We start from the raw sequence: 14,055 nt of genomic DNA on the forward strand, positions 1-14,055 counted from the left end.
GTAGAGATGAGCGTTCAGACCACCGACTACGTCGCATCCGAAATCCGCTCGCCGGCGAGCTTCCTCGCCAGCCGCGTCTTCATCTATGGCGCGCTCGCCTGCTGGGGCTTCATCTGCCTGTTTCCGATCTATTGGACCATCACCACATCGTTCAAGACGGCGGTGGATGTCACCCAGGGCCACCTGATCCCGTTCGTCGACTTCCAGCCGGATTGGAAAGGCTGGCGATCGCTTGGCCTGTCACCGGACTCGATCTTCCAGACATCGACGGTGCGCGACGAGTTCCTCAAGCGCTTCATGAATTCGGTCATCACCTCGGTTGGCGCGTCGAGCCTGGCGATCATCATCGGCAGCCTCGCCGCCTATGGCCTGACCCGCTACCGCTACCATTTCGCCTGGTTCAAGAACGAGGACATCTCCTTCTTCTTCCTGTCGCAGCTCATCCTGCCGCCGGTGGTGCTGGCCCTGCCCTTCCTGGTGCTCTACCGCGAAGTCGGATTGCTCGATACCCGCGTCGGGCTGATCCTGCTCTACACGCTGATGGTGCTGCCGATCGTCATCTGGATCATGCGCGACCAGTTCAATTCCATCCCCGTCGAACTCGAGGAAGCAGCCCTCGTCGACGGCCTGTCGATCTGGGGCGCCTTTTTCCGTATCGTCATGCCGATCGCGCTGCCGGGCATGGTGGCCGCCTTCATCCTGGCGATGGTGCTGTGCTGGAACGAGTACTTCTTCGCCGCCCTTTTGACGTCCACGGACGCCAAGACAATTCCCGTCATGGTGGCGAGCCAGACCGGCTCGCAGGGCATCAACTGGTGGTCGATGGCAGCCCTTGCCACGGCGGCAATCGCGCCACTGGCGGTCATCGGCATCGCCCTGGAGCGCTACCTGATCATGGGCATGACCGCTGGCGCGGTGAAGTGACCGGGCGTCTTCACCTCCCCTCGGTCGGAGAAAGGTCGCGCTAATCTAAGCCTTCAGGATCGCGCGCAGATGATCCATGATCATGGCGACGCCCTTCTGTCCAAGTGCTGCCGAGGCTTCCGCCGCAGTTGCCGTATACCAGCTTTTGTTGTCCGCGAAATGCGCGGCGTCCACCGCTTCCGGGCATAGCGCCAGCATCAGCGATGTCTCGCCGATGCCGGCATGGTCGAACGGATATTTGCCGTTCATGGCGGTCGGCATCAGCGGGTGCACCTGCACCCAGTTGAAGAAGTTTTCGCCCTCGGCATGTCCGGCATAATAGTCGGCCATCGTCTCTGAACCCCACCAGCCCTCGCCACGCTGCTTCTCGAGGAAGCGGAAGATCGCCTGTCTGCCTGCGGTCTTGAAGGCGAGATCCGTCGGCATGCCGGCGGCGAAATTCTCGGTCTGGTGATGAATGATGGCGTGGATGTTGCGAAACCCAATGCGCAGCAGGCTGTAGAACAGCGCCTCGCCGAATGGCGCCAGTTGATTGCCGCCGACCTGGACGGAGCCGCTGCCTTCCGGCGGTGCCACCGCGTAACTCGCCGCGCCATAGTAGAAGGGCGGCAGGATGACGACATCGCTCTCTTTTTCGAACAGCTCCAGCGTCTTGATGACTGCCAGCGTATCCATGCCGACGGCCATGTGCTCGCCATGGTATTCCAGCACGCCGAGCGGCAGCGCGACCGGCCAATTCTGGGCGATTGCCTTTCGGATCTGGTGCGGCAGCATCAGTTCATAGCGCATGATCTATTCCATGTTGGTGTGGCGGGCGCGCATGGCTTCCGGCGACGCCGCGGTCATCTCCCTGAGTTTCAGCACCATGATCTCGAACAGCACGAACAACGCGCCCTCGAACACCGAGCCCATCGGCAGCACCGACGTCTTTTGCGGCCCCTGGTCGTCGGCCATGGTCTGCGCCGGGATCAGCAGCGTCAAATCGGCCAGCCCTGCGGCGCTGCCGCCTGCCTGGGCGGTCAGGAGCAGGACGGTGGCGCCTGCCTCGCGCGCGATGCGCATCAGGGTGAGTACGGTCGAGGTTTCGCCGGGTCCGGAACTGACAAGCAGGACATCGCCCTGCCCTACAGGCGGGGTGGTCATGTCGCCGACGACCGAAACCGGCAGGCCCAGATGATAGAGCCGCATGGCGAAGCCCTTCACCTGCAAGGCCTCGCGGCCGCAGCCATAGACGACGATCTGTCTGGCACCGACCAGCATCCCACAGGCGGCGTCGATCCGATCGCCATCGACGCGCGCCAGCACCGCGCCAAGCTCGTCGAGCGCGGTCTTGAACATCTCCGAGCTGGAGTTGCTCACGGCCGCGCCGCCTGCGCGCCGGCAATCGAATTGGATTGGCAATTCCTGATCACGCTTTTCCCCGGAACAGCTTGATTTCGTTCATGCTAGCAACCGGGAAAATGCGTGTCCAACGCTCAGCGGCGCTTTTGCCAAGCCACGAGCGTGATAGTGTCATGTCAGACAAATCAATCCGGGAAAATTTCAAGATATGAAGACACGGCATTTCGACCGCATCGGCAATGGCGGCATCACCTTCACGGAGCTGGGTTTCGGTACAGCGCCGCTCGGCAATCTTTACCGCGCCGTCTCCGACGAGGATGCCAATGCGACGCTGGAGGCCGCCTGGGCGACCGGCTGCCGCTATTATGACACCGCGCCCCTCTATGGGCTCGGCCTATCGGAAACGCGCCTCAATCCGTTCCTGCGATCCAGGAAGCGCGACGACTACGTGCTGTCGAGCAAGGTCGGCCGCATCATGCGCGCCTGCCCGCCAGAAGAGCGCACCGGCATCGGCAAGTTCTTCGACACGCCGTCGCGCAAGGAGGTCTACGATTACAGCTATGACGGCGTCATGCGCTCGTTCGAGGCCTCGCTGGAGCGGCTTGGCGTCGACCGCATCGATATCCTGTTCGTGCACGATGTCGATATCTTCACCCACGGCAGCAAGGAGGCGTCCGACCGGCGCATCGAAGAGTTCATGCGTTCGGGCTATTATGGCCTGCTCGCCTTGCGCGACCAGGGCGTCATCAAGGCGTTCGGCGGCGGCATCAACGAATGGCAGGTGGCCCAGACCCTGGCCGAGCGCGGCGATTTCGACCTGTTCCTGCTTGCCGGGCGCTATACGCTGCTGGAACAGGAGGCGCTGACATCGTTCCTGCCGCTTTGCCAGAAACGCGGCATCGGCATCGTTCTCGGCGGCCCGTACAATTCCGGCATCCTGGCCACCGGACCGAAGTCCGGCGCTTACTACAATTATTCCGAGGCGCCGCAGGAAGTGCTCGATCGCGTGGCGCGCATCGAGGCCGTCTGCAAGCGCCATGGGGTCAGGTTGATCGAAGCCGCCCTGCAGTTCCCGCTGTTGCACCCGTCGGTGGTTTCGGTCATCCCCGGCGGTCAGCGGCCTGAAGAGGTCGAGAGCAACCGCTCGCTCCTGGACGCCAAACTCCCTGCAGCGCTCTGGGCCGACCTCAAGAACGAAGGCCTCATGCGCGCCGACGCCCCGACAGCTTGAGGAGCTACCGTCCGGCCCAATACGCCGAAAAAGAAAAGCCGGGCAAGCCCGGCTTTTCTGGTTTTTTCAAAAATAAAAACGCGCTTAGTTGACGGCGTCCTTGAGACCTTTGCCGGCCGAGAACTTCGGCACGGTGCGCGCCGGGATCTTCACTTCGGCGCCGGTCTGCGGGTTGCGGCCGGTGGATGCGGCGCGCTTTGACACGGTGAAATTGCCAAAGCCGACAAGCCGGACATCGCCGCCCTTCTTCAGTTCGCCGGAGATGACAGAAAACACTGCATCGACCGCAGACTGCGCGTCACCCTTCGAAATGCTCGCGGCGTCGGCGACAGCGGACACCAGTTCGTTCTTGTTCATAAAAATTCCCTTCCATGAGAACACCGGAACTCACGACTCATCCGGCAGGAAACGGACTTTAGAAAGAAGCGTTCCCGCAACCAAGTCGAAAAGGCAGGAAAATAGCGGAAAAAGCCCGGAATTCCGGGGTTTTTCACATGAAAAAGCCGGGCGCGAGGCCCGGCTTTCTGTTTGTGCGCTGCAACCTTAGAAAAAACTAATGCGCAAGCGACTTTCCAGCGTCATCGCTCGTGTCCGTGGAAGCCGGCGGATTGACCGGTTCGACCCATTCGATCGGCTCCGGCATCCGCACCAGCGCGTGGCGCAACACCTCACCGACGCGTGAGACCGGAATGATTTCCATGCCGTTCTTCACGTTGTCCGGGATCTCCGCCAGATCCTTGGCGTTGTCTTCCGGGATCAGCACCTTCTTGATGCCGCCGCGCAGTGCGGCGAGCAGCTTCTCCTTGAGGCCGCCGATCGGCAAGATGCGGCCGCGAAGCGTTATCTCGCCAGTCATCGCCACATCGGCCCGCACCGGAATACCCGTCAGCACCGACACGATGGCCGTGGCCATGGCGGCACCGGCGGACGGACCGTCCTTCGGCGTGGCGCCTTCCGGCAAGTGCACGTGGATGTCGCGCTTGTCGAACAGCGGCGGCTCGATGCCGAAATCGATGGCGCGCGAGCGGACATAGGAGGCCGCCGCCGAGATCGATTCCTTCATCACGTCGCGCAGATTGCCGGTCACCGTCATGCGGCCCTTGCCGGGCATCATGACGCCTTCGACCGTCAGCAGCTCGCCGCCGACTTCCGTCCAGGCAAGGCCGGTGACGACACCGACCTGATCGTCAGCCTCGACCTGGCCGAAGCGGTAGCGCTGAACACCGAGATAGTCGGCGAGGTTCGCCGCCGTGATGCTCACCGTCTTCTTCTTCGTCTTCAGGATCTCGGTCACCGCCTTGCGCCCGAGCTTCATCAGCTCGCGCTCCAGGCTTCTGACGCCCGCTTCACGGGTGTAGGTCTGGATGATGGCGCGGATCGCGTCCTCACCGACGGAGAACTCCTTTGGCTGCAGCGCGTGATCGCGGATCACCTTCGGCATCAGGTGCCGCTTGGCGATTTCGATCTTCTCGTCCTCGGTGTAGCCGGCGATACGGATGATCTCCATGCGGTCCATCAGGGGCGCAGGGATGTTCAGCGTGTTCGCCGTCGTCACGAACATTACGCTCGACAGGTCGTATTCGACCTCGAGGTAGTGGTCCATGAACGTCGAGTTCTGTTCGGGGTCGAGCACCTCGAGCAGCGCGGACGACGGATCGCCACGGAAGTCCTGGCCCATCTTGTCGATCTCGTCGAGCAGGAAGAGCGGGTTGGACTTCTTGGCCTTCTTCATCGACTGGATGACCTTGCCGGGCATCGAGCCGATATAGGTGCGCCGGTGGCCACGGATCTCGGCCTCGTCACGCACGCCGCCAAGCGCCATGCGGATGAATTCGCGACCGGTCGCCTTGGCGATCGACTTGCCGAGCGAGGTCTTGCCGACGCCGGGAGGGCCAACGAGGCACAGGATCGGCCCCTTCAGCTTCTTCTGGCGGCTCTGCACGGCAAGATACTCGACGATGCGGTCCTTGACCTTGTCGAGGCCGAAGTGATCGGTGTCGAGCACGTTCTGCGCATAGGCCAGGTCCTGCTTGACCTTGGAGTTCTTGCCCCACGGGATCGACAGCAGCCAATCGAGATAGTTGCGCACGACAGTCGATTCGGCCGACATCGGCGACATCGTCCTGAGCTTCTTCAATTCGGCATCCGCCTTTTCGCGGGCCTCCTTGGAGAGCTTGGTCTTCTTGATGCGAGCCTCGATCTCGGCGGCCTCGTCGCGGCCGTCCTCGCCCTCGCCGAGCTCCTTCTGGATCGCCTTCATCTGCTCGTTGAGGTAGTATTCGCGCTGCGTCTTCTCCATCTGGCGCTTGACGCGCGAGCGGATGCGCTTCTCCACCTGCAGGACGGAGATTTCGGCTTCCATGAAGCCCATCGCCTTTTCCAGCCGCTCCTTGACGGAAAGCGTGGCCAGCATTTCCTGCTTTTCAGGGATCTTGATGGCAAGATGCGAGGCAACCGTGTCGGCGAGCTTGGAATAGTCGTCTATCTGGCTGGCGGCACCCACCACTTCGGGCGAGATCTTCTTGTTCAGCTTGACGTAGTTCTCGAAGTCAGTGACGACCGAGCGGGCCAGGGCCTCGACCTCCACCTCCTCCTCTTCCGGTTCGACCAGAGCCGTGGCCTTGGCCTCGTGGAAGTCGGGACGGTCGGTGAAGGAGACGATTTTCGCACGCGAGGCGCCTTCGACCAGAACCTTGACGGTGCCGTCGGGCAGCTTCAGCAATTGCAGCACATTGGCGAGCGTGCCGATGTCGAAGATCGCATCGGGCTCGGGATCGTCATCGGCGGCATTCATCTGGGTGGCAAGCAGGATCTGCTTTTCCTGACCCATCACCTCTTCCAGCGCCTTGATCGACTTTTCGCGCCCGACGAAGAGCGGAACGATCATATGCGGGAACACCACGATGTCGCGCAGTGGGAGGACCGCGAAGACGCCGTCGCTGGGAGCCTTGGATATTTTGGCCATTGTCCAACCTTTCATGTCGCGGCCACCATCAGGCCAACCGCGAATCTCATATTAACGACCGGGGATCGTTCCGCCTACCACCGTTTATGACGGGAGTTTTACAGCACAGAAATCGGGCACCTCGGCCTTCTCGTGTTAGGTGGAGGCAGGCAGGGCAAAGATCAAGAGTTAACATCGTCCCCAATCCACTCCATCGCGACGCTGTGCCGGTTCCTCACAGCAAAACGGCGCCGCAGGGGCGCCGTTCCATAAAAATATAGGGCCAAGTGCCATATCAGGCGCTGACATTGCCCTTCTTTTCCTTCTGTTCGGAATAGATGTAGAGCGGCCGGGCGCTGCCGGTCACCACCTCTTCCGAAATCACAACCTCGCGCACGCCTTCGAGCGCCGGCAGTTCGAACATCGTGTCGAGCAGGATCGCTTCCATGATCGAACGCAGGCCGCGCGCACCGGTCTTGCGCTCGATGGCGCGCTTGGCGATCGCCGAAAGCGCGTTCTCGTGGAAGGTCAGATCGACATTTTCCATCTCGAACAGGCGCTGGTACTGCTTGACCAGCGCATTCTTCGGCTCGGTCAGGATCTGGATCAGTGCCGGCTCGTCGAGATCCTCCAGCGTCGCCAGAACCGGCAGACGGCCGACGAACTCCGGAATGAGGCCGAACTTCAACAGATCCTCGGGCTCGACCAAGCGGAAAACATCACCCGTGCGGCGATCCTCCGGCGAGGCGACGACAGCTCCGAAGCCGATCGAGGTTTTCCTGCCGCGATCCGAAATGATCTTGTCCAGCCCGGCGAAGGCGCCGCCGCAGATGAACAGGATGTTGGCGGTGTCGACCTGCAGGAACTCCTGCTGTGGGTGCTTGCGGCCGCCCTGCGGCGGCACGGAGGCGACCGTGCCTTCCATGATCTTGAGCAGCGCCTGCTGAACGCCCTCGCCCGACACGTCGCGGGTGATCGAGGGATTGTCGGACTTGCGTGAAATCTTGTCGATCTCGTCGATGTAGACGATGCCGCGCTGGGCGCGCTCGACATTGTAGTCGGCCGACTGCAACAGCTTCAGGATGATGTTCTCGACGTCCTCGCCGACGTAACCGGCCTCGGTCAGCGTCGTGGCGTCGGCCATGGTGAAGGGTACGTCGATGATGCGGGCCAGCGTCTGTGCCAGCAGCGTCTTGCCGCAGCCGGTCGGGCCGATCAGCAGGATGTTGGACTTGGCCAGCTCGACATCGTTGTTCTTGCCGGCATGCGCGAGGCGCTTGTAGTGGTTGTGGACGGCCACCGACAGCACGCGCTTGGCGTAGGGCTGGCCGATGACATAGTCGTCGAGAACCTTGAGGATCTCCTGCGGGGTCGGCACGCCCTCGCGCGACTTCACCATCGAGGTCTTGTTCTCCTCGCGGATGATATCCATGCACAGCTCGACGCACTCGTCGCAGATGAACACCGTCGGACCGGCGATCAGCTTGCGCACCTCGTGCTGGCTCTTGCCGCAAAACGAGCAATAAAGCGTGTTCTTGGAATCACCGCTGTTGTTGCCGACCTTGCTCATTTTCATGTCCTTTCATGGCCGCCCGCCGATGGTCTGGCTGAAAGGGCGCATACTCTATTTATCGCGGGAATCCGCCGCCGCCAGTCTTCCGGCTCCCGCAACGTATTCCGTACGAAACACAAATCAGAAAACGTGGCAATGATTCGCAGCTTCCCCACGCAAAGCTAAGCCGTCGAAAATCAACATAGCCTTAACGTAGGCAATCCCGACCTCCGAGGGAACAGCCAATTGTGGCCGAAATGACGCAAGACACGCCAAAAGCGCGTGATGGTGCCATCCAACTGCCAACTAGCCTTTATGCCAACGCCCCCTCGGCCGCCTCGCGCGACGAAATGACCTTGTCGATCAGGCCAAAATCCTTGGCCTCGTCGGCGGTCATGAAATGGTCGCGGTCGAGCGTCTTCTCGATGTCCTCATAGCTCTTGCCGGTGTGCTTGACATAGACCTCGTTGAGGCGACGCTTCAGCTTGATGATGTCCTGGGCGTGACGCTCGATATCGGACGCCTGCCCCTGGAAGCCGCCGGACGGCTGGTGAACCATAATACGGGCGTTGGGCGTGGCGAAACGCATGTCCTTGTGGCCGGCGGTCAGCAGCAGCGAGCCCATCGAGGCCGCCTGGCCGATGCACAGCGTCGACACGGCCGGTTTGATGAACTGCATGGTGTCGTAGATCGCCATGCCCGAGGTGACGACGCCGCCCGGCGAATTGATGTAGAGGTTGATTTCCTTCTTCGGGTTCTCCGCTTCGAGGAACAGGAGCTGCGCGCAGACCAGCGTCGCCATGCCGTCCTCGACCGGACCGGTGATGAAAATGATGCGCTCCTTGAGGAGGCGCGAGAAAATGTCGTAGGCCCGCTCGCCGCGATTGGTCTGTTCGACCACCATCGGAACGAGGTTCATGTAGGTTTCGACGGGATTCTTCATCAGTTATCTCTTGTCTCGCGGTGGGTTTCCGGCGCCGGACAGGCTGGCAGCTCGGGCAGAATCGGTTCTGGATCGTTAAGATGTAAATAGGATGCCGGCTCATCCTTGTGCAAGGCCGACCCGTCCTAGCCATCTGGGTAAGTCGAATCAAGCTTCCGGGCAAGAATTAGCAGCAGCTGATGCCACGCCGACCTCAAATACCGACCGGCCCCGCCAGGGTAGCAGTTTCTTAACCTCGTCACTTAACGAAATGCGCCAAAACCGCTTTTCTCCGCAACGGCTTCCCCTACAATTCAACGTTGAACTTGTGCCTACAGTTCAGACGGGGAGTGCCATGTCCGGGAAAACCGCATGCTCCACCATTGCAGGGATGACCATGCTCGGCTCGATTTCGCAAACGGCGGCCGGTGGTCGCGCCGTCGAATGCTACGAGCCCGTCCACACACCGGCCGTTTACGACACCGTCTACGAAGACGTCATGGTCAGCCCTCCCGGCCAGCAGATCGTCGACTATGATCCGCCGATCTATGGCACGCGCGAGCGAGTGGTGATGACTGTGCCGGCCCAGGTTCGGTATGAGGTGGTGCCTGCGGCCACCAGGACCGTCTATCACACCGTCAGGGTCGATGGCGGCGGCTATTCCTGGGAATGGCGCGTCATCCATGGCCGCCGCGTGTTGTGCAAGGTTTGGCACAAGGCACGCTTTGAACGCGTCGCCGAGACGGTGGTGATCCAGCCCGAGCGCACGCGGCGCGTCGTCATTCCGGCGCAATATGACACCATCGCCGAGGAGGTGCTGGTGCGGCCCGAGCAAAGGCGCGTCATCGATATTCCCGCCGCGTACCAGACCGTCCCGCGCCGCGTGCTGGTGCGCGAAGGCTCATCCGGCTGGCGGCGGGTGCATATTCCAAGGCACTGCCAGGACTAGGCTTAGGCCACCTCGGCCCGCAGCCAGGCCTTAAGACCGACGACATCGCCATCGCCAATGGCTTTGGCCACACGACGCCCGACCGCCGCGCCGAACTTGTAGCCGTGACCCGAGCACGCCGAGACGACCAGGCACTTGCCGGTCTCATGCGCCAGGAATCTCTCGTCATCGGTGAACGTGTAGGCGCAGGTGACCACTTCGGTCACCTTGTACTCCTCGATGCGGGCGATCGGCGGCGAAAACAGGTTGCGGATCGCCTCGCCCTCGCCGGGCACCGGCTCGCGGTTCCAGTCGGCGTCGCTGGTCGGCACCTTGTGCAGGCCCGAGCCGAATTTCATGCCGGCGCCCCGCGTAAGCGGGATCATATAGCCGTCGGTCGTGCCGCCGACATCGAGAATGACGGGCGCCGCCTCCCAAGCGGCCTTGAGATCGGCCGGCGGCTCGACATAGGCGAGCGCGGTGCGAAAGGTCTTCAATTCGCCGCCGAGTTCGGGGAATAGTTTCAGCACCCAGGCGCCAGCGGCAACGACGATGCGGTCGGCCTGCATCGTCTCGCCGGATTCGAGCACGATATGGCCGGCCTCGGCATCGATCTCCGTCACCTTGCTGTGCTCGTAGACGTTGGCTCCATTGGCACGCAGCCATTTGGCCAGCCCGGCCGCTATTTTGCGGCAATGCAGCGCGCCGCCCTCGGGCGAAAAATAGGCGTAGCGGAACGAGCCGGCCTCAAGGAACGGCCAGCGCTCGACGGCTGCCTCCGGTCCCAGCAATTCGAAAGGGAATTTTCCCTCTTCCAGGCCCTCGCGGTATTCCTCGGCCTCGTCGCCGGGCTCGCGCGAAACGCAGACGAAGCCCCGCGCGTCGAGGTGGTTCTCGCCGAGATCGGCCCACATCTCGTCCCAGGCCTCGTAGGCTTCGGTGATCAGCAGCCCATAGCCGGTTCCAGCGCGGTAGGCGCGGCGGATGATGCGGTGATGGTCGCCCGATGCCGCCAGCGGATTGGGGATCGGCCCCTGCTCGACAACCGACACGGCGTGGCCCGCCTTGACCAGCGACCACGCCGTGGACAGACCGGCGATACCCGCGCCGACAACGATCACATTCATCCGTTCAGACCTTCCGCAACCCTACTGCCTGGCTCAATGCATCGGGCTGTCGGACGCAACATACGGTCTGGAACAGGGCTGGCAAGCCGCGCTATGGGTCTGGCATGACCAAATCGACGCTCTCCTATCTGGCCTTTGATCCAGCCACTCGCCAGCTCAGACTCGACCCGCGCGAACCGGCTTTCTTCCTGAACCCTTACGAGGCCTACGGCTTCCTGCACGAAGCCTCGAATGCGTTTTTCTGGGAAGAGTTCGGCTTCTGGTGCTTTGGCGGCTTCGGCGACGTCAACCGGCTGTTGCGCGACCGCCGTTTCGGCCGCCAGAACCCGGCCGGCATCCCCGACAGCCGCGGTGTCGGACAAGACAGGACCCATCTCAAGGCATTCGACGGCATCGAAGCCAATTCGATGCTCGAGCTGGAGCCACCGGTCCATACGCGGCTGAGAACACTGGTCAACCGGGCTTTCGTCTCCCGTCAGGTCGAACGGTTACGGCCGCGCGTCGAGGCGCTCGCCAACGAATTGATCGATCGTTTCGAACCTGGCAAGGCCGTCGACCTCCTGCCGGCCTTCGCCTCCCCGCTGCCAATCACCATCATCGCCGAAATGCTTGGCGTGCCGGTGGAGATGGGGCCGCGACTGCTCGACTGGTCGCATCAAATGGTTGCCATGTATATCCATGGCCGCACCCGTGAGACCGAGGAGACGGCCAACCGTGCCGCGGGCGAATTTTCCGATTTCCTGCGCGGCTACGTCGCCGAGCGGCGCAAGAAGCCGGGCGATGACCTGCTGTCGCTGCTGATCTCGGCCCAGGAAGACGGCCAGAAACTGTCAGAGGACGAGCTGGTCTCCTCGGCCATCCTGCTGCTCAACGCCGGCCACGAAGCAACCGTGCACCAGACCGGCAATGCCATCCATTCCATCCTGGCACAAGGCGGCGACCCGCGCCGCTTCTTTACCTCGCCCGAGGCGACGGCGGCGACGGTCGAGGAATGCCTTCGTTTCGACGCGCCGCTGCACATGTTCATGCGCTATGCCTACGACGAAATCCAAATCGCGCCCGGCATCGTCGTGCGGCCGGGCCAGACGATCGGACTTCTGCTTGGCATGGCCAATCATGATCCGCATGCCTTCGCCGAACCGCAGACCTTCCGGCCGGAGCGCACCGACCAGAAGAATGTATCATTCGGCGCCGGCATCCATTTCTGCATCGGTGCGCCGCTGGCCCGCCTCGAACTGCAGGTTTCGCTGAGGACCTTGTTCGAGCGGCACCCGCACCTGCATCTCGCCGAACAGCCGCGCTTCCGCGACACATACCACTTCCATGGGCTGGAACGACTTGCCTTCCATTTTTAGCTAGCGAGCTGCCGGGAAATCCGATCGGATTCTCGATATGTGATCAAGCTTCAAAGCTTGATCACATACTCCTTGCGAGTCGTTTCAAGCACTTCCCAGCTTCCCTTGAAGTCCGGCCGCAGCACGAAGCTGTCACCGGCTTTGACGGTGCGCGCTTGGCCGCCCTCTTCGGCGATTACCGAAACACCTGAGAGAATGTGGCAGAACTCCCATTCTTCATAGACGATGCGCCACTTGCCCGGGGTCGATTCCCAGATGCCGGCATAGAGGCCGCCGTCGCGCTCCTCGACATTCCAGGTGCGGAATTTCGGATCGCCCGAGATCAGGCGATCCGGCGCCGGCGCGCCGGATTCGGGTTCGACGCCTTTGGTGTCGACGGAAAGAAACGCGGTCATATCAGGTCAGACCTTGGCGAGCGCCTGTTCGAGGTCGGCGACGATGTCGGTGACATCCTCGATGCCGATGGACAGCCGCACCGTGTCGGGTCCGGCACCAGCCTTGACCTTCTGTTCGTCGGAAAGCTGGCGGTGCGTGGTCGATGCCGGGTGGATGACCAGCGACTTGGTGTCGCCGACATTGGCCAGGTGCGAGAACAGTTCGAGTGCCTCGACGAATTTGATGCCCGCCTCGTAGCCGCCCTTGAGGCCGAAGGTGAACACGGCGCCGGAGCCCAGCGGCGAATATTTCTTCTGCAGCGCGTTGTTCTTGTCGCTGGGCAGGCCGGGATAATTCACCCAGGCGACCTTGGGGTGGTTGGACAGCCAGCCGGCGACGGTGATCGCATTGTCGCAATGACGCTGCATGCGCAGCGGCAAGGTCTCGAGGCCGGTCAGGATAAGGAAGGCATTGAACGGCGAGATCGCCGGGCCGAGATCGCGCAGGCCGAGCACGCGCGCGGCGATGGCAAAAGCGAAATTGCCGAAGGTCTCGTGCAGCACGAGGCCGCCATATTCGGGGCGCGGTTCCGACAGCATCGGGTATTTGCCCGACTTCGACCAGTCGAAGGTGCCGCCGTCGACAATGACGCCGCCAATCGAATTGCCGTGGCCGCCCATGAACTTGGTCAGCGAGTGGACGATGATGTCGGCGCCATGCTCGATCGGCCGGATCAGATAGGGCGAGGCCAGCGTGTTGTCGACGATCAGCGGCAGGCCGTGCTTGCGGGCGATGTCGCCGATCTTCTCGATATCGACGAAGGTGCCGCCCGGATTGGCCAGGCTCTCGATGAAAATCGCCTTGGTCCTGTCGTCGATCTGGTTCTCGAAGGTCGAGATGTCATTGGTTTCGGCCCAGCGCACCTCCCAGCCATAATTCTTGAAGGCATGGCCGAACTGGTTGATCGAACCACCGTAAAGCTTGTTGGCGGCGACGAAATTGTCACCGGGCTGCATCAGATTGTGGAACACGATGACCTGCGCGGCATGGCCGGAAGCGACCGCAAGGGCGGCCGTGCCGCCCTCGAGGGCCGCGACGCGTTCTTCGAGCACTGCCTGGGTCGGGTTCATGATGCGGGTATAGATGTTGCCGAAAGCTTTTAGCCCGAACAGCGAAGCGGCGTGGTCGGCGTCATCGAAAACAAAGGAGGTCGTCTGGTAGATCGGCGTGGCGCGCGCGCCGGTGGCCGGATCGGGCTTGGCGCCGGCATGGACGGCGAGCGTGTTGAAACCTGGCGAACGGGTCACTGAAACCTCCCTTTGAACTTCCTAAATTGGCCGCGCATTCTTGGCGAAG

The 14,055-nt window shown here is 62.0% G+C and carries 13 protein-coding genes; 4 read left to right on the forward strand and 9 right to left on the reverse strand.

Annotation, left to right across the window (positions count from 1 at the left end; all coding sequences use genetic code 11):
* Positions 1 to 6 precede the first annotated feature (6 nt).
* Complete coding sequence (locus tag FJ943_RS08580) at positions 7 to 924, forward strand: carbohydrate ABC transporter permease (RefSeq protein WP_023773222.1); 918 nt, start codon at positions 7 to 9, stop codon at positions 922 to 924.
* A 45-nt stretch (positions 925 to 969) separates the two neighbouring features.
* Here the strand turns inward: FJ943_RS08580 and FJ943_RS08585 are convergent, their stop codons facing one another.
* A complete protein-coding gene (locus FJ943_RS08585; RefSeq protein ID WP_140617022.1) occupies positions 970 to 1,713 on the reverse strand; it encodes a creatininase family protein in 744 nt (247 codons plus the stop codon).
* A gap of 3 nt (positions 1,714 to 1,716) precedes the next feature.
* The gene (locus tag FJ943_RS08590; RefSeq protein WP_140717510.1) at positions 1,717 to 2,283 is read right to left on the reverse strand and encodes an SIS domain-containing protein; all 567 of its coding nucleotides are present in this window, start codon (positions 2,281 to 2,283) and stop codon (positions 1,717 to 1,719) included.
* A gap of 190 nt (positions 2,284 to 2,473) precedes the next feature.
* Here FJ943_RS08590 and FJ943_RS08595 point away from each other — a divergent pair, with 190 nt between their 5' ends.
* Positions 2,474 to 3,496, forward strand: coding sequence for an aldo/keto reductase (locus tag FJ943_RS08595; RefSeq protein WP_140617024.1), 1,023 nt, complete (start codon positions 2,474 to 2,476; stop codon positions 3,494 to 3,496).
* An 84-nt stretch (positions 3,497 to 3,580) separates the two neighbouring features.
* Here FJ943_RS08595 and FJ943_RS08600 read toward each other — a convergent pair whose 3' ends face one another.
* The 4 genes from FJ943_RS08600 to clpP all read right to left on the reverse strand — a co-directional run bounded on the left by FJ943_RS08600 (position 3,581) and on the right by clpP (position 8,935).
* Entirely contained in the window at positions 3,581 to 3,853 is a 273-nt protein-coding gene (locus tag FJ943_RS08600) for an HU family DNA-binding protein (protein ID WP_015318196.1), read from the reverse strand.
* 196 nt (positions 3,854 to 4,049) lie between these two features.
* The gene (gene lon / locus FJ943_RS08605) at positions 4,050 to 6,461 is read right to left on the reverse strand and encodes an endopeptidase La (protein ID WP_015318197.1); all 2,412 of its coding nucleotides are present in this window, start codon (positions 6,459 to 6,461) and stop codon (positions 4,050 to 4,052) included.
* Between the two features lie 274 nt (positions 6,462 to 6,735).
* Positions 6,736 to 8,010 (reverse strand): ATP-dependent Clp protease ATP-binding subunit ClpX, encoded by a 1,275-nt coding sequence (gene clpX / locus FJ943_RS08610; RefSeq protein ID WP_013532190.1) that lies wholly within the window; start codon positions 8,008 to 8,010, stop codon positions 6,736 to 6,738.
* 295 nt (positions 8,011 to 8,305) lie between these two features.
* Positions 8,306 to 8,935, reverse strand: a complete 630-nt coding sequence (gene clpP / locus FJ943_RS08615) for an ATP-dependent Clp endopeptidase proteolytic subunit ClpP (RefSeq protein WP_015318198.1) — start codon at positions 8,933 to 8,935, stop codon at positions 8,306 to 8,308.
* A gap of 334 nt (positions 8,936 to 9,269) precedes the next feature.
* On the opposite strand from clpP, the gene FJ943_RS08620 reads away from it, so the two are divergent.
* Complete coding sequence (locus FJ943_RS08620) at positions 9,270 to 9,863, forward strand: hypothetical protein (RefSeq protein ID WP_140720724.1); 594 nt, start codon at positions 9,270 to 9,272, stop codon at positions 9,861 to 9,863.
* A 2-nt stretch (positions 9,864 to 9,865) separates the two neighbouring features.
* Here FJ943_RS08620 and FJ943_RS08625 read toward each other — a convergent pair whose 3' ends face one another.
* The gene (locus FJ943_RS08625; RefSeq protein WP_140720726.1) at positions 9,866 to 10,969 is read right to left on the reverse strand and encodes an FAD-dependent oxidoreductase; all 1,104 of its coding nucleotides are present in this window, start codon (positions 10,967 to 10,969) and stop codon (positions 9,866 to 9,868) included.
* A 104-nt stretch (positions 10,970 to 11,073) separates the two neighbouring features.
* Here FJ943_RS08625 and FJ943_RS08630 point away from each other — a divergent pair, with 104 nt between their 5' ends.
* Positions 11,074 to 12,324 (forward strand): cytochrome P450, encoded by a 1,251-nt coding sequence (locus tag FJ943_RS08630; protein WP_140720728.1) that lies wholly within the window; start codon positions 11,074 to 11,076, stop codon positions 12,322 to 12,324.
* Between the two features lie 50 nt (positions 12,325 to 12,374).
* On the opposite strand, the gene FJ943_RS08635 is transcribed toward FJ943_RS08630, so the two are convergent.
* A complete protein-coding gene (locus tag FJ943_RS08635) occupies positions 12,375 to 12,719 on the reverse strand; it encodes a cupin domain-containing protein (RefSeq protein ID WP_140720730.1) in 345 nt (114 codons plus the stop codon).
* 6 nt (positions 12,720 to 12,725) lie between these two features.
* A complete protein-coding gene (locus tag FJ943_RS08640) occupies positions 12,726 to 14,006 on the reverse strand; it encodes an O-acetylhomoserine aminocarboxypropyltransferase (protein WP_140661967.1) in 1,281 nt (426 codons plus the stop codon).
* Positions 14,007 to 14,055: the final 49 nt, after the last annotated feature.

The organism is Mesorhizobium sp. B2-3-10 (assembly GCF_006442275.1).
GTDB classification, from domain to species: Bacteria; Pseudomonadota; Alphaproteobacteria; order Rhizobiales; family Rhizobiaceae; genus Mesorhizobium; species Mesorhizobium australicum.

Excerpts from the sequence above, each read along its gene's own strand:
- FJ943_RS08580 (WP_023773222.1), top strand. The coding sequence starts at position 7 with ATGAGCGTTCAGACCACCGACTACGTCGCATCCGAAATCCGCTCGCCG.
- FJ943_RS08585 (WP_140617022.1), bottom strand. The coding sequence starts at position 1,713 with ATGCGCTATGAACTGATGCTGCCGCACCAGATCCGAAAGGCAATCGCC.
- FJ943_RS08595 (WP_140617024.1), top strand. The coding sequence starts at position 2,474 with ATGAAGACACGGCATTTCGACCGCATCGGCAATGGCGGCATCACCTTC.
- FJ943_RS08600 (WP_015318196.1), bottom strand. The coding sequence starts at position 3,853 with ATGAACAAGAACGAACTGGTGTCCGCTGTCGCCGACGCCGCGAGCATT.
- lon (WP_015318197.1), bottom strand. The coding sequence starts at position 6,461 with ATGGCCAAAATATCCAAGGCTCCCAGCGACGGCGTCTTCGCGGTCCTC.
- clpX (WP_013532190.1), bottom strand. The coding sequence starts at position 8,010 with ATGAGCAAGGTCGGCAACAACAGCGGTGATTCCAAGAACACGCTTTAT.
- clpP (WP_015318198.1), bottom strand. The coding sequence starts at position 8,935 with ATGAAGAATCCCGTCGAAACCTACATGAACCTCGTTCCGATGGTGGTC.
- FJ943_RS08620 (WP_140720724.1), top strand. The coding sequence starts at position 9,270 with ATGTCCGGGAAAACCGCATGCTCCACCATTGCAGGGATGACCATGCTC.
- FJ943_RS08625 (WP_140720726.1), bottom strand. The coding sequence starts at position 10,969 with ATGAATGTGATCGTTGTCGGCGCGGGTATCGCCGGTCTGTCCACGGCG.
- FJ943_RS08630 (WP_140720728.1), top strand. The coding sequence starts at position 11,074 with ATGACCAAATCGACGCTCTCCTATCTGGCCTTTGATCCAGCCACTCGC.
- FJ943_RS08635 (WP_140720730.1), bottom strand. The coding sequence starts at position 12,719 with ATGACCGCGTTTCTTTCCGTCGACACCAAAGGCGTCGAACCCGAATCC.